This window comes from Methylocella sp., from assembly GCA_037200525.1.
GTDB lineage: Bacteria > Pseudomonadota > Alphaproteobacteria > Rhizobiales > Beijerinckiaceae > Methylocapsa.
On record JBBCGG010000001.1, the window covers coordinates 1,524,221 to 1,543,906 of the forward strand.

Genomic DNA, 19,686 nt, shown 5'->3' on the forward strand with positions numbered 1-19,686 from the left:
CAGCAAAACCAACAGCGCGCCAGCGTCGGTCAGGAAATCGCATTATGCCAAACCTTTATCATAACAAGTTTGCGCAATGGTCCGTTTACGCCTTTCTGTTCATCGTCCTCGCCATCATCCCGATGACGATCGACGACTCGTTTCTGCTTAACCAGTTCGCGATGTACGGCGTGTTCGGCATGCTCGCCGTTTCGATCAGCCTGTCCTGGGGTTTTGGCGGCATTCTCAATCTTGGACAGGGAATTGCGTTCGGACTCGCGGCCTATGGGATGGCGATGACGATGCAAATGCAGTCACAGGATCCGATTTCGAATCCGATGCCGCCCTTCATGCTCAATAACAGCCTCGATCATCTGCCGGCGCTTTGGGTGCCTTTCCAGAATACGACCATCGGCATCATCCTCGCTCTTGTGGTTCCGACCCTTTTCTACGTCTTCTTCGGCAGCCTGATGTTTCGCGCTCGCGTGTCGGGTCCGTTCATCGCGATCATGACCTTGGCGATGCTCAGCGCGCTTTACACGCTGATCCTGGATATCCAGCCCTATACCAATGGAGCCAATGGAATCACGCCGCCGGCGCCGCTCAAGATTTTCGGGGCCGAAGTCGATCCATATAGCGTCGCCAGCTATTGGATCGTATATGCGCTTTTGCTCCTCACGACCGTTGGCGGAAAACTGCTGACGCAAAGCAAATTCGGGCTCGTGACGCAATCCTTGCGCAGCGATCCAGAACGCGTTCGCTTCCTTGGCTATAATGTGGCCTCCTACGAGACCATGATCTATGCGCTGTCGGGCCTCATCGCGGCTATCGCCGGCTGTTGCTTCGTCATGCTCGGCCAATATGTTTCGCCGGCCCAGCTCGACGTTAATTTCAGCATCGGAATGGTCATCTGGGCCGGCATCGGCGGTCGCTTCTCGCTGATTGGCTCAATGCTTGGCGCTTTCCTCATCCAAGGCGGCCAAAGCTATCTCGGCGACCACTTCCTCGCGACATGGCTGCTTATGCTCGGCGGATTCTTCATTCTTGTCGTGCGCTTCCTCCCCAAAGGCCTCGCCGGATTGCTGGAGCAGGCGCTTGGCGCGTTGAGCGCCCGCTTTCCCTCGCAACGCCAACGTGTCGCAACGCGCGTAACAGGGGCCGATGCTCCGAGCAAGGTGGAGGCCTGAGATGGGCGTTCTCGATATCCATCACCTGCACAAGAGCTTTGGAGGCACAAAAGTCATCAACGATTTCAGCCTTGAGGTAACCGAACTCACGCTATGTTGCCTCGTTGGTCCAAACGGCGCCGGCAAAACGACGACCATGGATCTGATCACTGGACGACAGAAGCCGACGTCGGGCCAGATTCTCCTGCGCAGGGACGACATCACGGGGCTCGGAGAGCACGAGATCGCGCGCCGCGGCGTTGGCCGTAAGTTCCAGGTTCCAGCCGTGTTTCGCGACCTGACGGTTCGCCAAAATCTGGAGGTTGCCTACAGTCGCGAGATCAATCCGTTCAAGAACTTGTTCAGCTTCAGGCCCTCCGGCCTTAAGCAAAAGCTCGACGAGATCTTGACCGTTACCGGCCTGGCGGGACGGATTGAAACGGAGGCGGGCACGCTTTCTCACGGCGAGACGCAGTGGCTTGAGATCGGCATGGTTCTGATGCAGGACCCCGCGATTCTCCTTCTCGACGAACCGGTCGCCGGCATGACTGAAGCCGAGATCGGGAAAACCGTCGGCATTCTGAATGAGCTGAAGAAAACCAATACGCTCATCGTCGTTGAGCACGATATGGCTTTTGTGCGCGAGATCGCGGACGTCGTCACCGTCATGCACATGGGCAGCCTCCTGGCGCAAGGCTCAATCGGCGAAATGGAAGCCAATCCAAGGGTGCGCGAGGTCTATCTCGGCGACCCGGAGGACTAGACATGCTTTTAGGACTCAATCAGGTCACGTCCTATTACGGTAAGACGCCGATTCTCAAGGATATTGGCTTCGACCTTGAGGATGGTCAGTGTCTTTGCGTGCTGGGCCGCAACGGCGTCGGCAAGACGACGCTGCTTCGCACCATCATGGGCCTGACGGACAGGATGTCAGGCGACATCCATATTTCGGGCGACGACATCAGCAAGGCGCCGACGCATCAGCGCGCGAAATATGGACTAGGCTATATCCCACAGGGGCGGCAAATTCTTGCGAATTTCACGGTCAAGGAGAACATCCTCCTTGGAACCTTTGCGCGCAACGATGGGCTTTCCGAGGTGCCTCCGCTTTGCCTTAGCCTTTTTCCATATCTTGCCGAAAATCTCGACAAGCGCGCGGGGCTCCTTTCGGGTGGTCAGCAGCAGCAACTCGCGATTGCGCGCGCTTTGGCGACCAATCCAAAAATCTTGCTTCTCGATGAGCCGACAGAAGGGATTCAGCCCAACATCGTGCATGAAATCGGCCAGACCTTGCGCCGCCTCAACAAGGAGTTCGGCATCACGCTGATTCTAACTGAGCAGCACATCAAGGTGGCGCGCAAGCTCGGCGACGCGTTCGTGATGATGGAAAACGGACGCATCGTAGCGCGCGGCCCAATTGCGGATATGACCGACGAACTGGTCGAGCGACACATGACGATCTGAACTCAACGATTCAAATCAATAGGAGGATTCACCATGCAATCGATTCCAAAAAAAGGAACGCCGGAGCGCCAGCGTTTGATCGATGAACACAAGGCCTGCATTGATTCGATGAAGGGAGTCGCCGGCAATTCAGTGCTGAAGTGCGGCGCGCCGGGGGACACGACGGTGCTGACCGGCGGCGTACACGAAGACCCCGTGCTAAAACGCATACTTCTGCGCATGCGCGGCGAGAGCCCAAAGGGCAAGCTGATCATCATCTGCACGAAGGTCGATAAGGAGTGGCGCATCGGGCGGCTGACCGGCATCCGCGGCGTGCCGCCGCAATTCGTCGATGACGTGATTTATACGGACGAGCAGGAGATCCAGCACGCGATCTTCCTCATGCGCCTTGACGAACTGCCTGAAAGCTACGGCTTTCCGGAGGATTTCAACGAAGGCTGGAAGCGCAAGGATGATAATTGGCCGGTGACGTGAACCGCCTCATTCCTTTCAAGCGCATATCGCCAAACATTTAGGGAGTAAACCATGACGTTCATGAGGCTAACCGGCTATGCCGATAAATTCGGCGTGCATCCCGGCGACACGATCAAATTTTACGTCAATTGCGACGGCCCTTCCGAATACATGGCCGAAATCGTGCAGATGATCAACGGCGACACGAATCCGCGCGGTCCAGGATATATTGAAAAGCCGATCGTCGCCAACATAAACAAATCCTATAAGGGCCGCAAGCAGGTCGTGCACAGCGGATCCTACGGCTTCGTCCCCGACGCCAAGCCTTTTCAAGTCGAGAGCTTCACTCTCCAATGCTGGATTTGGCCAACGGCGCCGAAGACGCACCCACAATATTGGAAGCACGGCGCGCAAGGTCTCGTGACCAAATGGTGCGACGGTCGCGGGTACGGCCTTTTCATCAATGAAGAGGGTTGTCTCGAACTGCGCATCAACGAGCATAAGATTACGACAGGCGTTCAGATTCGCGACCACGCTTGGCACTTCGTTGCTGCGACCTTCGACGCCGCCACAGGGGCCGTGACGCTTTATCACGAGCCGCAAGTCGTCTATGCGCTCGATCCCGTCATAGAGCCAGTCGAGACCATAGTGGATGCGGCGATCAAACATACGCCCGCGCCGGTCGCGCTCGGAGCCTATGTCGAAGCGCTTGCGCCGGATGATCCGATGGCGGCCTCATCGAAGCCCGCGGGCGTCATCTTCGCGGGCAAATATAACGGCAAGATCGATAGTCCGCGCATTTGCAACAAAGCCCTGTCTCGCCAGGACATCGAGACGATGAAGCTTGGCGCCCAACCGGGCCTCACGGAGCGGCGCAACAGCGGTCCAACCGGGCGCCTTTCCGAGACGATTGTCGCCGCCTGGAATTTCTCGAAAGGCATCGACACCATCGTCGCGACGGATGAGGGGGCGTATCGTCTCGACGCGCAGCTCGTCAATTGCCCCAACCGCGCCATGACCGGCTACAACTGGTCGGGAACCAATTTCGACTGGAAACATGCGGCCCATGAATATGGAGCGATCAGCTTCCATGACGACGACGTTGACGACGCGCGATGGTCCTCCGACTTTGAATGGGCTGTTCCAACCACTGGAATCAAGAGCCGTTTCTATGCGGTGAAGTTGACGACGGTGGACGGCGATGAGGAGTTCATTCCATTCTGGGTCGTGCCCCGCATCGGCGAGGAAACCTCAAAGATCGCCGTCATGGTGCCGACGATCAGCTACATGGCCTATGCCAACGAGCATGTGGCGTGCAACGCAGGCGGCGCGGAGCTCTTCGTCTATCGCGTGCCGATCATGCAGCAGCAGAACATGTTCCTGTCCGAGCATCGCGAATATGGCGGCTCGATCTACGACACGCATACCGACGGAACGGGCATTTCGATCTCGTCGCGGCTCCGACCTATCCTGAGCATCCGGCCGAAATATGATCACTTCCTCGCCCAGGCGCCATGGCAGTACCCCGCCGACCTCCACCTCATCTACTGGCTGGAGACGATGGGTTATGAATATGACGTGTTCACCGACGAGGACATCAGCTACGACGGCTTGGCTCGGATTGAAAACTACAATGTCATCATCACGGGCTCGCATCCGGAGCACAACAGCGGGCCGCAGCTCGACGCGCTGCACAATTATACGCAGCGCGGCGGTCGGCTCATGTATATGGGCGCCGACGCCTGGTACTGGGTGCATTCGTTCCACCCCGCCTACGATCATCTCGGCCGTGGGGTCGTGACGGAGATGAGGCGCTGCGAGTCCGGCATTCGCACATGGCGCGCGGAGCCAGGCGAATATTACCACCAAGGCACGGGCGAACTCGGCGGCATGTGGCGCTATCGGGGCCGTTATCTTCATTCCGTCGCCGGCGTCGGAATGTCGTCCGAGGGATTTGACGTTTCGTCCTATTTCTCGCGGACGCCAGACAGCCTCGATCCGCGCGTCAGCTGGGCTTTCGACGGCATTGGATATGACGAAAAACTCGGCAACTTCGGTCTCGTCGGCGGCGGCGCCGCCGGTCTCGAACTTGATATCGTCGATACGATGCTTGGTTCGCCGCCGCATACGCTCGCGGTCGCGACATCGGCGGGGCGCCATACTGAAGCCTATCTTCTCGTCATGGAGGACCTCGGCTTCAATCAGCAAGGCCTCGACGGCACCACGCATCCGCGCGTGCGCGGGGACATCGCTTTCCACGAGACGCCGAACGGCGGCGGCTGCTTCGCCTTTTCGTCAATCGCCTTCTGCGGCTCATTGCCGTGGAACAATTGCGACAACAATATCTCGAAGCTGGTGAAGAACGTGCTCGATCGCTTCGCCGCCGATGGTCCGTTGCCAGCTCCTCCGGCCGACGCCATCAGGCATCGCGGAAGGGCCGATTACGATGCAAAGGCGCCGGAACATCGCAGCCGTAAAGAGCGCGGGGAACCGCTGCCGGCCTAGCGTAAGCGACAGTGGGAGGATGGCTTATGCTGAATCACGTTGGCGCCGGCCGCGATGTCGAGGAGCCGGCTGTTGCATCGAAGCATACCTTTCGGGAGCGAGCAGCGCCGGAAGGCGCCGTCCGCTCGCTATCTCCGGCGGCGTTTGGTTCGATTGATTTCGCTGTCCTCGAAGACGATGCGATCTGGACGAGATCGTGGGTTTCGATCGGCTTCGAGGACGAAATCGCCGCGGCAGGCGATATTCTGCCATTTACGGTCGGATATCACGGCGTGCATGTCGAACGGCTGCGAGGCGGCGGACTTGCCGGGCGCTTCAACAAAGCGCAGCACGGGGGCTGTCGGGTCGTTCCCGTTCAATGCCAAACCGGCGCGAAGACGCGATGTTCCTTCACCGCCTGCGGATATAGTCACGATCGTCGACCGATCGCGGCGAACGCCGCAGACGCTGAGCGCGCTCTCGATCAATATCTTGGCCTTCGACCCGAGCGCCTTTTGCCCGTCGCGGTCAGGACGTTCGGCGGCCTAATCGCCGTCAACCTCGATCCTTCGAGCGTTGCGGCGCCTAGTTGGCCGGATGCGGCGGCGTCTGGCTTTGACTACAGCGGCCAAGAGTCGGCGGATAGGCTGGGGCCGGAAGCGACGCACTGGGTCGAATGCGATGCGGATTGGAAACTGATCGCGCATAATCTAGCCTTGGGCGTTCAACGGTCGAGCGCGCGTGATTTTATCCACACCTCCATAAAGCTCGAGAGCGACCGTTCGGCGACGGCGACGATCCTGTTCCCGAATGCGGTCATCCTTACGGCGCATCAGCAGCGTTGCATGGTGATCCTTCAGCCGGTCGCGCTCGGCCGCACGCTTTGCCGCATTCGCATTTTCGGAAGATTTCCGGCAGTGGAATCATACCGGTCCGCGCTGCGAGGATGGCTCGCGGACATCGTACCGCGCTTATCGGCGGCGGAGGCGTCGCAGGTCGCGCTTCGATTTGATCCGACCGAGATTGCTTTGAATCATGACCGGCGCACACCCTTGAGAGACGCGGGCGCTCCGGCCCCATGGCTTGAGGCAAGAATAAGCGAGCTTACGCAATCGGCGCCGCGAGATGCTAACGAGACGTTCTACACAACTCGTAAATAAGGAGATGGGCATGATCGCAAATGAAGCGGCGAGCAATAATGGCGTTGCCGACGCCATCGCAGCCTTCAAGGCCGGCGATTATGGTAGGGCGTTTTCGATCTTTGAGCCGGCGGCTCAAACGGGCGACATGGAGGCGCAAGCTTGGCTCGGTTCCCTATACGCCAATGGGACCGGCGTCGTCGCTTCCCTCCCAACGGCCTTTGCTTGGTATCGGCGCGCTGCGGAGCAGGGTCATGTCCAGGCCGCGACCAATGTCGGCGCGATGCTGGCAATGGGGCAGGGCGCGCCGCAAGATCGCATCGCCGGAGCCGAATGGCTGAGCCGCGCCGCTGATCAGGGAGATCAGATGGCGCAATATAATCTCGCGACCCTTCTTTCTAAGGGCGACGGCGTGCCTCTGGACAATAAGCGCGCTGTCGATCTTTATCGCCGCGGAGCGGAGACAGGACACTATCCCTCGCAAGCGCGCCTTGGTCACCTTTATGCCAATGGTCTCGGAGTCGAGAAGGATCGCGTCGCCGCTTTCGCTTGGTTGTATTTAGCCGGCCGGCATGGCGTTGGGACAGCGCTGACCGCACTCGAAGCGCTCATTGCAGAAATGTCAGGCGAGGAAAAGCAGCGCGGCCTTGCCTTCGCTCAAAAGTGGCGAGGCCGCACAGCGTCAGGCTCAGCGCCGGCGACCATCAATCCGATCCCAGCTTGACGCACATGACCTATAGCGTGCAGCAAATCAAATTCGAACTGATCAGTTATGTGAAAGAATTTGGCGGTGATTTCCGCGAGTGGTCGGTCGGTATCGCCGACGATGCGCCGAAGGCGCTCTTCGAACTCAACAAGGTCGACCCCGTAAGCGACGTCTGGCTTTGGAAGCCGGCCGCGTCGGCGTCGGGCGCCGCTATGGTTCATGCCTGGATGACGGAGCGACAGCATGCAAATGCCGTCGCGGGCGACTCTGCGTCCGGCGCTAGCGTCTTTATGTTCAAAAAGACGCCTAAAACTCCTCCGCTCTGACGGCTTACTTTCGGCGTCTGGCGGGCGCGACGCCGACCAACGCCGTGAACGCAAGTTCAAAGCCCGCGCGAAGACCATCACGCAATGCTCCGCCATCGGGGGCAAGATACCGGAGATTGAGGCCAATGCCGCCGGGGAGGGGACTGGCGCCCGCCAGACAGCCATGACGGTCGAGTTCGCTCTGGAGTTCGCGCGCATCGGGCCATAGATCCCGCGGCGCGATGATGATCATGGACGCGTAAGCGCGATAGGTTCCAAGCGGCGAACCTTTTGAAAACGCTTCCTCGCCCGCGAGCGCGCCGCGCTCCTGCACGATTTTTCGCCCGTCTCCATCCGTAATCGTCAGCAGAAGCTCGAGACTTTGAAACGAGCGGCCCGTCGCCCCCGGATCAAAACATGCAAAGCCTTCCGTGACGATTGCGCGCGACGTTGAGGCGACCGACATCTCGATGGAACTCGTTAGAGATGCGCCGGGGAAAAGAATGAGCGGGTCGGGAGTCAGCGCAAGAAAGGCGCCTGGCGCGACGGTAACAGCAGTTTCCTGGCGCGCCGGCCGCAACCCGGTATCGTGCACCACCGTCGCGGACTGGGTCGTCACGTGAGCGTTTGAACCCGCCCTCGCCGTGACGCTGAGGCGCAGATGGTCGTCGCGATAAATCCCGGCGGAAGCCGATTGCAAATAGAGGGTCGCAAGCTCCGGGCGATGCGGATCGAGCCAAAATGGACGTGTGACGTGGAACGGATACCGAATGTGCTGGTGCTTCAAGAACGTTCGGCCGCCGCCCCGCGCGAAGACGAGCGTCGCCTCCGATCGGCGATGGGTCTCGATCTCGCGGTCGTAAGCATGATCGCTCGAAGTTAAGCTCGTCATGCCCATCGCTTTTTTTTACGACGTATAATCTCGTTCGAAAAGTCCGTGACCTTTCTGGGATACTGCTCCAGGCCCGACATGCTAGAATCTAAACAGAACGGCGTCCGCGATCGCGTCGGCCACCGCCGCAATTCCCACGCCGGCTCGCGCGTTCGTCGTCAAAACCGGCTTGTGTCCGCGCAGTTTGCGCGCATCGGCCAGCATGGCGTCGAGGTCGACGCCGACATGCGGCGCAAGGTCGATCTTATTGACGATGAGCAGGTCGCAGCGGATGACGCCGGGCCCTCGCTTGCGGGGAATGTCGCCGCCGCCCGCGACATCGATCACAAAGATCCACCAATCGACGAGGTCTAGGGAGAATGTCGAGGCGAGATTGTCGCCTCCCGACTCGAAGATCAAAAGGTCGAGGCCGGGAAAACGGGCTTCGAGCTCGTCGCCAGCGACGATATTGAGAGTCGGGTCTTCGCGGATGACGGTGTGCGGACAAGCGCCCGCTTCGACTGCGGCGACGCGAGCGGGATCGATGAGGCCGGAGCGGCGCAAACGCTCCGCATCCTCCTTGGTCACGAGGTCGTTGGTGACCACGGCGAGGTCGACGCCGCGCGCGGTGAGAACCGGAATGAGTTGTTCGATTAGCGCGGTCTTTCCCGAACCCACAGGTCCGCCAATGCCGATGCGCGCAGCGGAAACGGGCTTCATGGCGATGGTTTGATGCGGCTCTTCGGCGGTCACGCCATCACCTCAGCATGTAGCGTTGTGCGAGCGGCAGCTCGCGCGCAGGCGCGCAGGTGGCGATCTCGCCGTCGACAAAGACGTCGAAGGTTTGAGGATCGACGCGAATGTTCGGGCAAACGTCGTTCCAGAGCATGTCAGCCTTCGAAAGTCTGCGGGTCCCGGTCGCCGGCAGCAATGCTTTGCGCAGTCCAAGTTCGCTCGCAAGCCCGCGCGCGATCGCCAGCGGATGCACGAAACAGGCGGATAACGCCTGCTTGGCGAGACCGAACGCGCCCCATTGCGGGCGCATCATCATCGGCTCGCAGGTCATCAGAGAGGCGGCGGAATCGCCCATGGCGCCCCAGGCGATGAAACCTCCCTTTATGACGAGCTCCGGCTTGATGCCAAAGAAGGCGGGGCGCCAGATGACGATATCGGCCATCTTACCGTCCTTTAGCGATCCTACATGGTCGGCGATGCCGAAGGTTCGCGCGGCATTGATTGTGTATTTGGCGATATAACGCTTGATGCGGGCGTTGTCGCCTAAACCCGGCTTCTCCTCAGGCAACGCGCCACGCTGATCCTTCATCTTCGAGGCGAGTTGCCACGTCCGGCAGATCACTTCATGGATGCGCCCCATGCCCTGGCTGTCGGAGCCGAGCATCGAAATCGCGCCAATATCATGCAGCACGTCCTCCGCCGCGATGGTCTGCGCCCGGATGCGACTCTCGGCAAAAGCAACATCCTCGGGGATCGCCGGATTGAGATGGTGGCACACCATCGTCATGTCGAGATGTTCGTCGAAAGTATTGACCGTATAAGGATTGGTTGGGTTCGTCGATGACGGAAGGCAATTCGGAAAGCCGGCGACTCGGATGATGTCGGGCGCATGGCCGCCGCCGGCGCCTTCGGTATGATACATATGAATTACGCGACCGCCGATGGCGCGCAGAGTGTCCTCGACGAAGCCGGATTCGTTTAACGTATCGGTGTGTAGCTGAACCTGAAAATCATATTCGTCGGCAATGCCGAGGCAGGCGTCAATCGTCGCGGGCATGGCCCCCCAATCCTCGTGGATCTTGAGGCCGAGAACGCCGGTTTCGAGCTGTTCGATCAGAGGAGCCGTCTTGTGCGAATTGCCGCGTCCGAGAAAGCCGAAGTTGATCGGCCATTGCTCTGCCGCCTGCAGCATCTTGCCCGTGTTGAAAGGACCGCCCGAATCGATGCCGACGGTGATAGGCCCGAGCGAGCCTCCGAGCATCGTCGTGATGCCGGAGGCGATAGCGTGATCGCACAGACCGGCGGAATCGAAATGGACATGGACGTCGATCGCGCCCGCCGTCGCGATGAGGCCTTCGCAGTCGCGCACGGTGGTGCCGGCTCCGACGATGAGGCGCTGATCGACGCCGTCCATAATAGCCGGATTGCCGGCCTTGCCGATGCCGACGATGCGCCCCGCGCGAATGCCGAGGTCGCCCTTGACGATGCCGATCACGGGATCGATGACGAGCACGTTGCAGAGGAGGAAGTCGAGCGCGCCTTCGGAGTTCGTGACGCCGGCGGCAAGGCCCATGCCGTCACGCAAGGTCTTTCCGCCGCCATGCAAACATTCATCGCCATAGACCGCGTAGTCCTTTTCGACGACGGCGACCAGAGAGGTGTCAGCGAGGCGAACGCGGTCGCCGACGGTCGGACCATACATCGCCGCATAATCAGCGCGGGGTATCGTGGCCATATGCGTTCTCCTCAGGCGCCCTTGAAACCGGCTGCGCGGGCTCTTTCGAGCGCCGCTTCTTTAGCCTCGACGCTATCGTCCATGCCTTGCGAAAGATCGTTGAGCCCCGACAGAATGCGCTCGCCGCCGAAGGCTACGAGGGTGACCGTTCTGCGCTGGCCCGGCTCGAAGCGGACGGCAGTTCCGGCCGGTATGTCGAGGCGCATGCCGATCGCGCTCTTGCGATCGAAATCGAGCGCGCGATTGACCTCGAAGAAATGATAGTGCGAGCCGATTTGGACCGGCCTGTCGCCGGTGTTGACGACGTCGAGCTCTGTTCGCGGTCGTCCTGCGCTGAGCTCGATGTCGCCGTCCAAAGCGGTGATTAGGCCGGGCTGCAGCTCATCTGGCTCCGATCCCTCCGCCGGCCGGATTGGCTCGTGGACGGTGACAAGTTTAGTCCCATCCGGAAACAGCCCCTCAACTTGCAGGATCGGCGCCATCGCGGCGATGCCCGGCATGACGTCATCGGTTGTTAGGATTGTCGATCCGAAGGCGATTAGGTCAGCGACGCTGCGTCCTTCACGGGCGCCTTCGAGGATTTCATCGGTGATAATGGCGATGGCCTCTGGATAATTCAGCCTTAGGCCCTTGGCGCGTCGTTTGCGCGCGAGTTCAGCAGCGGTGAAGATGGTCAGCCGCTCCATTTCGGTCGGGGTCAACAGCATCGATGAGCCTCAGTTCGCGAAAAGACGCAGATCCGCCTCTGCATTTCGCATGGCCGCGATCTCGATGAACGGGATGAAACTTGTCAAGACGATCGCATCTTCTGGTTTCTCCGCCAGGTCCTGGTCCGTCAAGCCCTTGTTTGTCAAACCGACATTGACCGGCCGCTCCGCAATTTCAGCGATCACAACGAGAGCGTCCGCAAGGCTGCGCTGCGCGTCGATAGCGCCGACCTGACCGAGGCGAACGGCGGCCGCGGTCATGCTGGACGCAGCCTGATAGCCGGACATCAGGACTGCTTCGCGTTCGCCGATGCCAAGCGCCTGCCAGAGCACAGCCTGAATGACGGCAAGATGCCCGAGAAGCCGCCCGGTTTGCACCGATTTACGCAAATCGTCAGCGCCGGGCGTGCCGAGCCGCGCGTGGGCCGCGAGAAGGGACTGTCCATTTCGCTTTGAACCGGTTCGCATTGGTTCGGCAAGGGTCGCGGCTTCCAGCGCCGCGTCAATCCTGTTAAGCGCGACGGAATCGCTTCCCGCGCGATACGCATTGATTAAGGCCACGCGGTCTGTCCCCGCCCAGCGATGGCGAATGGAGACGGCGAGCGCATTTGAAAGATCAATTCCGGAGAGAGGCAGCCCGAGCGAGGCCAGTCCTTCAATGCCGTTGGAAAAAGCAAAACCGCCGCTTGGAAAGGCGGCGTCGGCGTGCTGAAGCATAATGAGTTGCGTCAGCACGCGGACCCCTTCTCTGGCAGGATGACCGATGAGATGACGCGACCTGATTCGATGAGATCGCCGAGCCGAGCGAGATAGTCGCTAACCGGCGCTTCGAGCGCTACGAGAAGGGCGGCGCCGTCAAAGTTGACGCGCCAGTGAAGATTGCCTGCATGATAGCCGAGCTCGATGGCGCTGCTCACATCCGCCGGGACAAGGCGAAGCCAGCGCTGTTCCGCCACGCGAACGACCAGGGCCTGATCTGAATCGAGCACCAGAACGGCGCCGTCGAAGAGAGTCTGATCGCGCGGCAGCGCGATCGCGACGTCGGCCCCCATGTCCGTCTTGCCGCGCAGACGGCGCCGAGCGACATCCGCGCTCTGAAGGGTTAGGACGTCGACCGCGCCATGGTGTTCGAGATGGTGAAGAGAGACAGCCAACGCCTCATCGAGCCGGCTTCCGAGAATGCGATCGATGAGGCGCATGGCTATTTCAAAATCCTTGGCGGGAAGTTTTAACCTTCCGCTCAGTCTATCTCAAAGCGATTCTGAGCGCACGCGGCGTTGCGATCTTTTTTGCCGCACTTCGGAAACGGCTCGTCAATCTATGGGACGTCGGAGCAGAAGATGCCGGTTTTTGATCCGAAATCTCGGAATTGGCTCAGTGAAACGTCTGACTTACGCGAGTGATTCGACCACAAGCCCATAGGGATCAGCAGCGCGAATGAGCGCGTGATAAACGCTGGCGGCGAAGCTTCGAGGAGCGGCGCATTCGAACGCCGCGCCGTCCGGGGACCGCCGCAGCTGAACATTCACCCCGTGCAACGCCGCGCCGGCGCAGGCCCCGGCCGCAAAAGACGCCGGGTCGAGATCAATGTGCGCCAGCTTCGCCAGGGCATCTCGCGCCTTCGGCCCTGACAGCCGGAAGGTCACAAAGCCGTGCGAAACGTCCACCACTGTCGCCAGCGGGCGCGCCGCTTCGATCAGACGCACGCGCCGCCCGGCGCGCCCTTCGCCGCGTGAGATCGTGTGCCAGCGCGCAGGACCAACGCCGACAAAGGCGACGCCATCAGTCTCGACGGTAACAGGGCGATCGATTGGCGAGACGCCGAAGGCTTTTGCAATCGCCGCTATGAGTTCAGCGGATTTGCCGCGTCGGGCCTCAACGTTGAAACGGTCTTCGTCCGTTATCAGCGCCAGCGTCACTTCCGGCGGCGTAATGGCGGCGCCGCGGCGTCCCGGCGCGAAATAGCGGGGGGTCAGCTCCGGGACGAGGATGCTTTGCTGGCTCGCGTCGGCGTTATTCGACATGGAAACGCTGGCCTTCGGGATCAACGAAACAGGGAGCGGTAATTTCCGCCAGAAAATCGCCGCCTCGAAGGGGGTCGTAGGCCCGAACATGTTCGCCGATGCGGTCCGGGCCGGCCGACACCAAGGCGAGGCCGATCGACCAAGATAGTGTTGGCGAGTAGCAAGCCGAGCTCACCCAGCCAAGGTCGACATCAGCCGAGGGAGCCGCGTTTTGCGGAATGATATGCGCGCCGCCGCGGAGCCGATCGGCGGCGTTGAGCGGCCTGATGCCGATAAGGCGCTGCCGGCTTGGGTCGCCGAGGGCGGGACGCATCGACAGCACGCGGCCGACATGGTCTTTATCCGCCGCGAGAAGGCCCTGCATGCCGAGATCATAGGCCGTGGTCTGGCCATTGATTTCGGCCCCCGCCGGATAGCCTTTCTCGATGCGCATCACGCCCATCGCCTCGCTTCCATAGGCCACAATTCCATAGGGTTCGCCCACCGCCATAATGCGGCGGATGAGCGCGTCGCCATAACCGGCTGGGACGCCGAGCTCGAAAGCGCGCTCGCCGGAAAAGGAAAGCGCGCAGAGCCGCGCGGGAATCCCGCCGCAAATCATAATTTCGGCAGCCGTCATCGGCGGAAAACCTTTGCTCGAAATCTGCAACGGCGCATCCGCAAGCGCCTGCGCAACCGCCGAGGATTTCGGGCCGGCGATCGCGAACTGCGCCCAACCATCAGTGACATTGGTGAGGCTCACATCAAGTTCCGGCCACAGCGCTTGCCGGCAATATTGCATGTGGCGGTAGACGGGCGCGACGTGGGCCGTCGACACATAGGCGACGTATCTGTCCGGCGCGAAGCGAGCGAACATGCCGTCATCCTTGATGAAGCCGTCTTCGCGCAGCATGATCAGATGACCGCATCGCCCGACCTTGATCGCCGAGGGGCGCGTCGCGCAGACGAGGTCGAGAAATTTTGCCGAATCCGGCCCCTCGATTTCGATTTTGCCAAGGGTCGAGACATCCGTCACGCCGACGCCGTTGCGCACCGCATTCACCTCTCGCTTGACTGTGGCGGCAAGATCGGCGTCGCGCGAATTTGGAAAGCCTTGCTGCCGCTTCCACTGACCGACATCGACAAAAACCGCGCCCTTCTCCAAAGCCCACGCATGGATCGGCGTCTCACGAATGGGCTTGTAGGACGCGCGCTTATGGTCGCCGGCGACGGCCCCCAGCGCTAGCGGAATCGTCGGAGGCCGCGCCAAGGTGACGCCAGTTTGCGGAATCGATTTCCCCGTCAGCTGGGCCATGATGGCGAGCGCGTCGAGGTTAGAGGTGCGGCCTTGATCGGTCGCCATGCCGAGCGTCGTATAACGTTTCAGATGTTCGACGGATTGATATCCCTCCCGGTGAGAGAGAGCAATGTCGGAGGCGGTGACGTCGTGCTGGAAATCGACAAAGCATTTTGAACCGCTGTCGCCGCCGGGCCGCCACCAAACGGGAGCGGACCCCGTCGCGGTTTTCTCTACCTCTGGAATCGGGATCTGTTTGGCGGAAAGGCCCACGGCCTGCAAAGCCGCGACGGCCGCTTCCGCGCTGGTCTTCAGCACATCGTCGAGCGCGTACGCGCCCGCGGCGGCGCCTACAGGCGCCAGTCCAGCGGCAGCATCGCTGGCGAGAAAATTCTGGATCGCATCGGACCAGATAGGGCGTCCGCCCGAATGACTGGCGAGCTGAATGGCGGGATTGAAACCGCCCGAGACTCCCAAAGCGTCGACGGCAAAGCTTCGCTTACCTGTAGGGCTCCTGACCGTGATTTGCCTCAGCCCTTTGCGTCCTTCCGCCGCGATGATTTGACCGCCGAGCACGACCGGAACGACGCTGGCCACGTCGGCGAATTCCTTCGGCCCTGTCGCCCGCGCGTCAATCACCACAACAGGCGGCAGCCCCGCATCAACGAGATCGCGCGCGGTCCGCCAACCGTCGTCTGTTGCTGTGTAGATGCCGATCTCCCGGGCGACCGCGACCCCAAAACGATTCAAATAGCTGCGGACGGCGCTCGCGAGCATGATCCCGGGCCGATCATTATTTGGAAAGACCAGGGGTCGTTCGATGGCGCCAGCCGCGAGAATGGCGCGTCGCGCTACAATGCGCCAAAACCGCTGGCGTGGCGCAAACGGCGGCGGTTCCGGCAAGTGATCGGCGACCCGCTCAAGCGCGGCGTAGGTTCCGCCGTCAAACGATGCGACCACGGTCGTGCGAGTGAAGACGCGGACATTTGGTAGCGCGGCAAGTTCGGCCGCGACGCCCTCGACCCATTCGATCGCCGGCTTGCCATCGACGCTCTCGCGCTCGCTGAGGAGGCGCCCGCCGAGGCGTGGTCCGTCCTCGCAGAGAATAATTTTGGCTCCCGATCGCGCGGCGACAAGCGCGGCCATGAGCCCCGCTGGGCCACTGCCAATGACGAGCAGATCGCAATGGGCGTTGGATCGCTCATAGCTGTCCGGATCCTCCAGAACGGCGGCGCGGCCAAGACCCGCTGCGCGCCGAATGATCGGCTCGTAGACTTTTTCCCAAAATGAAGCCGGCCACATGAAGGTCTTGTAATAGAAGCCGGCTGCGAAAACGGGTTTCAGCACTCCATTCAGCGCCATAACATCGAAGGCAAGCGAAGGCCAGCGGTTCTGGCTCGCCGCGATAAGCCCCTCATAAAGCTCGACCGTCGTGGCTTTGACGTTGGGCTCGCGGCGCGCGTCGGCGCGTAGTTCGACGAGGGCGTTTGGCTCCTCATGCCCGGCCGAAAGGACGCCGCGGGGCCGATGATATTTGAACGAGCGTCCGGCGACGCGCAGACCATTCGCGAGTAAGGCGGAGGCAAGCGTATCGCCCGGATGGCCGTAGTAGGTCTTTCCATCGAATTGGAAAGAGATTTTCCGCGCGCGATCGATAAGGCCGCCCGCCTTCAGCCTGAAGCCGCCGCGAGTCATAGTGTTTCTCTCGCCATTCCCGCGGAAATCGCATCAACCCTGATGATTTCATGCGTTCGCGTGTCACGCTCGACGAGGAGCCAGCTCTGGCATCCGGCCGCGTGGAACCAATGCTCGCGATGGACCCCTGCGGGATTCTCGCGCAGATATACGGCGTCGGCGAAGGCTGCGCGCGCATCCGCGCCGTCAAGATCGCCATGCGCGTCGGGCCTTGCGACGGCTTCCCCAGCAACCACGAATTCGGTGAGATCGCGAAGCCCGCAGTAGGGACAATTGATCAGCATGGATCAAACCTTGTTAGTGTAAATTCGGCGTTGGCCCGGCGCCCTTTTCGTCGATGACGCGCCCTGTCGCGAAACGATCGAGCCGGTAAGCCGCGGCCACAGGATGGTGAGCTCCTTTGGCGATCAAGTGCGCGAAGCAGAAGCCCGCTGCAGGCGTCGCCTTGAAGCCGCCGTAACACCAGCCTCCGTTGAAAAAGAGGCCCTCGATCGGCGTCTTGTCGATGATCGGCGAGCCATCCATGCTCATGTCCATGATGCCGCCCCAGCTGCGAAGAATCCGCAATCGGCCGAGCATCGGCATCATGGCGATAGCGTTTTCGGCGACATCGGAGAAGACCGCAAGGCTGCCGCGCTGGGCATAAGAGGGGTAGGGGTCAAGATCGCCCCCGAAAACAAGGCTGCCTTTGTCGGATTGAGAGATATAGAAATGTCCGGCCCCAAAGGTGACGACGCAGTCGATCACCGGCTTCAGGCTTTCCGACACGAAGGCCTGAAGCACATAGCTCTCGATCGGCAATCGCAGTCCGGCAAGCGACGCCAGGCGGGAAGAGTTGCCGGCGACCGACATGCCGACCCGCTTGGCGTCAATGAAACCTTTCGTCGTCTCGACGCCGATTATCTTGCCATTGTCTTGTCGTAAGCCAATGACTTCGCAGTTCTCGACAACGTCGACGCCGCGCTTGTCCGCGGCCCTCGCATAACCCCAAACGACAGCATCGTGCCGAGCGGTGCCGCCGCGGCGCTGCAGCAGGCCGCCCTGAATCGGGAAACGCGCATTATTGAAATCGAGAAAAGGAGCCATCGTCCTGACCGCATCGCGATCGAGCAATTCGGCGTCGACCCCATGCAAACGCATGGCGTTGCCGCGCCGCGCGAAAGCGTCGCGCTGCGCATCAGAATGGTACAGATTGAGGACGCCGCGTTGAGACACCATCGCATTGTAGTTGAGCTCTTGCTCCAATCCCTCCCACAGCTTCATTCCCAGCTCGTAAAATGGGATATTGCCGGGCAGCAGATAATTGGAGCGAATGATCGTCGTGTTGCGGCCGACGTTGCCTGAGCCAATCCAGCCCTTCTCTATGACGGCTACGTTGGTAATGCCGAACTCTTTGGCGAGATAATGCGCCGTCGCCAGGCCATGGCCGCCGCCGCCAATGATGACGACATCATAGCTGGACTTCGGCTCTGCCTTCCGCCAATGCGGCGTCCAGCCGGTCTGACCGGTGAAAGCGTTCTTCAGAAGTTCAAAGCCGGAGAATTTCATGCATCACATCCTGGAGCATGGTCCGCTCGAGCAAGATTATGCTTGGAACTGCAGGTAGCGGTCGCCTCAAGCTGAGGCGCCGCCCGAAGGACCGAGTTCAGCAATCGATCGTATTATCGCGTTCCCATTCCGTGAGATGACGCGTGTAATCGCGCCATTCCTCGTGCTTCAGCTTCGCGTAGGAAGCGACGAACGATTCCCCGAGACCCTCTTTCAGCACCGCCGACGACTCGAACAGACGCAGAGCGTCCAAAAGGTTCTGCGGCAATTTTTTCGCGCCATTCACCTTGTGTGGTTCGGCGTACATATCAAAATCAGAGCGCTCACCGGGGTGACGGTTCGTCTTCAAGCCATCGAGGCCGGCGACCAGAACGCCGGCTTGCAGGAGGTAGGGGTTGGCGGCCCCGTCCGCCAAACGCAGTTCGAAGCGTCCGCCGTCCGGGATGCGGATCATATGGGTCCGATTATTGCCGGTATAGCTAATCGAATTGGGCGCCCAGGTCGCGCCCGAAGTCGTGCGCGGCGCGCTAAGCCTTTTGTAGGAGTTGACGGTGGGATTGGTCAGGGCGCAGAGGGCGTCGGCATGCTCCATGAGGCCGCCGAGGAAGCGGTAACCGATTTCAGAGACGCCGAGCTCGCCGTCCTTGTCCTCGAATACGTTGTCGGCGCCGCGCCAGAGCGAAACATGTGAATGGCAGCCGGATCCAGTCAGAGTCGGAAACGGCTTCGGCATGAAGGTCGCCCGCATGCCATGCTTCTCGGCTAGCGATTTCACCATATATTTGAAGAAGGAATGACGATCGGCGGTCTTCAGAGCCTCATCATATTCCCAGTTCATTTCAAACTGGCCGTTAGCGTCCTCGTGATCGCTTTGGTACGGATTCCATCCGAGCTCCTCCATCGCTTCCGAGATCTCGGTGATCACATCATAGCGGCGCATCAGAGACTGTTGATCGTAGCAGGATTTTGTCTGCTTGTCGGCGCTGTCCGCGATGCACGAACCGTCAGGCGCGAGCAGAAAAAATTCGCATTCGACGCCAGCGCGCATTTCGTAGCCAAGACTCGCGGTCTCCGCGATCAGCGCCTTTAGCACGTTGCGCGGCCCCTGGCCGATGCGCTCGCCGTCCATATAAAGGTCTGCGGCGAGCCAGCCTACTTCTTTCTTCCACGGCAACTGAATGAGACTATCCATATCAGGCACTGCGAACAAGTCCGGCATCGCCGGGGTGAGGTCGAGCCAGGTAGCAAACCCAGCGAAGCCCGCGCCATCTCGCGCCATCTTGTCGATTGCCCGAGCCGGTACGAGCTTCGCGCGCATGCCCCCGAACAAGTCGGTGTAAGACACCAGAAAATTTTTGATTCCGCGTTCCTTGGCGATCTCGGATGGCAGCGTCGGCAT

The 19,686-nt window shown here is 60.6% G+C and carries 19 protein-coding genes; 8 read left to right on the top strand and 11 right to left on the bottom strand.

Features of this window, described 5'->3' with window-relative positions; genetic code table 11:
- Positions 1–44: 44 nt before the first annotated feature.
- The 8 genes from urtC to WDN46_07285 are packed head-to-tail and all read left to right on the top strand — an operon-like array spanning position 45 to position 7,717.
- Positions 45–1,166 (top strand): urea ABC transporter permease subunit UrtC, encoded by a 1,122-nt coding sequence (gene urtC, locus WDN46_07250; protein ID MEJ0093220.1) that lies wholly within the window; start codon positions 45–47, stop codon positions 1,164–1,166.
- 1 nt (position 1,167) lies between these two features.
- Positions 1,168–1,908: an urea ABC transporter ATP-binding protein UrtD gene (gene urtD / locus WDN46_07255; GenBank protein ID MEJ0093221.1), complete on the top strand. Its 741-nt coding sequence runs from the start codon at positions 1,168–1,170 to the stop codon at positions 1,906–1,908.
- 2 nt (positions 1,909–1,910) lie between these two features.
- A complete protein-coding gene (gene urtE, locus WDN46_07260) occupies positions 1,911–2,609 on the top strand; it encodes an urea ABC transporter ATP-binding subunit UrtE (protein MEJ0093222.1) in 699 nt (232 codons plus the stop codon).
- A gap of 33 nt (positions 2,610–2,642) precedes the next feature.
- Entirely contained in the window at positions 2,643–3,083 is a 441-nt protein-coding gene (locus WDN46_07265) for a N,N-dimethylformamidase, small subunit (GenBank protein ID MEJ0093223.1), read from the top strand.
- A 51-nt stretch (positions 3,084–3,134) separates the two neighbouring features.
- Positions 3,135–5,567: a N,N-dimethylformamidase beta subunit family domain-containing protein gene (locus WDN46_07270; GenBank protein MEJ0093224.1), complete on the top strand. Its 2,433-nt coding sequence runs from the start codon at positions 3,135–3,137 to the stop codon at positions 5,565–5,567.
- 26 nt (positions 5,568–5,593) lie between these two features.
- The gene (locus tag WDN46_07275) at positions 5,594–6,706 is read left to right on the top strand and encodes a hypothetical protein (protein MEJ0093225.1); all 1,113 of its coding nucleotides are present in this window, start codon (positions 5,594–5,596) and stop codon (positions 6,704–6,706) included.
- Positions 6,707–6,716: 10 nt separating this feature from the next.
- A complete protein-coding gene (locus WDN46_07280) occupies positions 6,717–7,409 on the top strand; it encodes a tetratricopeptide repeat protein (protein ID MEJ0093226.1) in 693 nt (230 codons plus the stop codon).
- 5 nt (positions 7,410–7,414) lie between these two features.
- Positions 7,415–7,717 (top strand): hypothetical protein, encoded by a 303-nt coding sequence (locus WDN46_07285; protein MEJ0093227.1) that lies wholly within the window; start codon positions 7,415–7,417, stop codon positions 7,715–7,717.
- Between the two features lie 4 nt (positions 7,718–7,721).
- Here the strand turns inward: WDN46_07285 and WDN46_07290 are convergent, their stop codons facing one another.
- The 11 genes from WDN46_07290 to glnT all read right to left on the bottom strand — a co-directional run bounded on the left by WDN46_07290 (position 7,722) and on the right by glnT (position 19,686).
- Positions 7,722–8,588, bottom strand: a complete 867-nt coding sequence (locus WDN46_07290) for an urease accessory protein UreD (protein MEJ0093228.1) — start codon at positions 8,586–8,588, stop codon at positions 7,722–7,724.
- Between the two features lie 81 nt (positions 8,589–8,669).
- Positions 8,670–9,287: an urease accessory protein UreG gene (ureG, locus tag WDN46_07295; protein MEJ0093229.1), complete on the bottom strand. Its 618-nt coding sequence runs from the start codon at positions 9,285–9,287 to the stop codon at positions 8,670–8,672.
- 37 nt (positions 9,288–9,324) lie between these two features.
- On the bottom strand, positions 9,325–11,037 hold the full coding sequence (gene ureC / locus WDN46_07300) for an urease subunit alpha (GenBank protein MEJ0093230.1): 1,713 nt from the start codon (positions 11,035–11,037) through the stop codon (positions 9,325–9,327).
- 11 nt (positions 11,038–11,048) lie between these two features.
- A complete protein-coding gene (locus WDN46_07305) occupies positions 11,049–11,744 on the bottom strand; it encodes an urease subunit beta (GenBank protein ID MEJ0093231.1) in 696 nt (231 codons plus the stop codon).
- 9 nt (positions 11,745–11,753) lie between these two features.
- Positions 11,754–12,461, bottom strand: coding sequence for an urease accessory UreF family protein (locus WDN46_07310; GenBank protein ID MEJ0093232.1), 708 nt, complete (start codon positions 12,459–12,461; stop codon positions 11,754–11,756).
- Positions 12,462–12,472: 11 nt separating this feature from the next.
- Complete coding sequence (ureE, locus tag WDN46_07315) at positions 12,473–12,943, bottom strand: urease accessory protein UreE (GenBank protein MEJ0093233.1); 471 nt, start codon at positions 12,941–12,943, stop codon at positions 12,473–12,475.
- 192 nt (positions 12,944–13,135) lie between these two features.
- On the bottom strand, positions 13,136–13,768 hold the full coding sequence (locus WDN46_07320; GenBank protein MEJ0093234.1) for a sarcosine oxidase subunit gamma family protein: 633 nt from the start codon (positions 13,766–13,768) through the stop codon (positions 13,136–13,138).
- On the bottom strand, positions 13,758–16,739 hold the full coding sequence (locus tag WDN46_07325) for a sarcosine oxidase subunit alpha family protein (protein MEJ0093235.1): 2,982 nt from the start codon (positions 16,737–16,739) through the stop codon (positions 13,758–13,760). The genes WDN46_07320 and WDN46_07325 overlap by 11 nt, the downstream gene beginning before the upstream one ends.
- Positions 16,736–17,023 (bottom strand): sarcosine oxidase subunit delta, encoded by a 288-nt coding sequence (locus WDN46_07330; protein ID MEJ0093236.1) that lies wholly within the window; start codon positions 17,021–17,023, stop codon positions 16,736–16,738. The genes WDN46_07325 and WDN46_07330 overlap by 4 nt, the downstream gene beginning before the upstream one ends.
- A gap of 13 nt (positions 17,024–17,036) precedes the next feature.
- Positions 17,037–18,287, bottom strand: coding sequence for a sarcosine oxidase subunit beta family protein (locus WDN46_07335; protein ID MEJ0093237.1), 1,251 nt, complete (start codon positions 18,285–18,287; stop codon positions 17,037–17,039).
- A gap of 97 nt (positions 18,288–18,384) precedes the next feature.
- Positions 18,385–19,686: a type III glutamate--ammonia ligase gene (gene glnT / locus WDN46_07340; protein MEJ0093238.1), complete on the bottom strand. Its 1,302-nt coding sequence runs from the start codon at positions 19,684–19,686 to the stop codon at positions 18,385–18,387.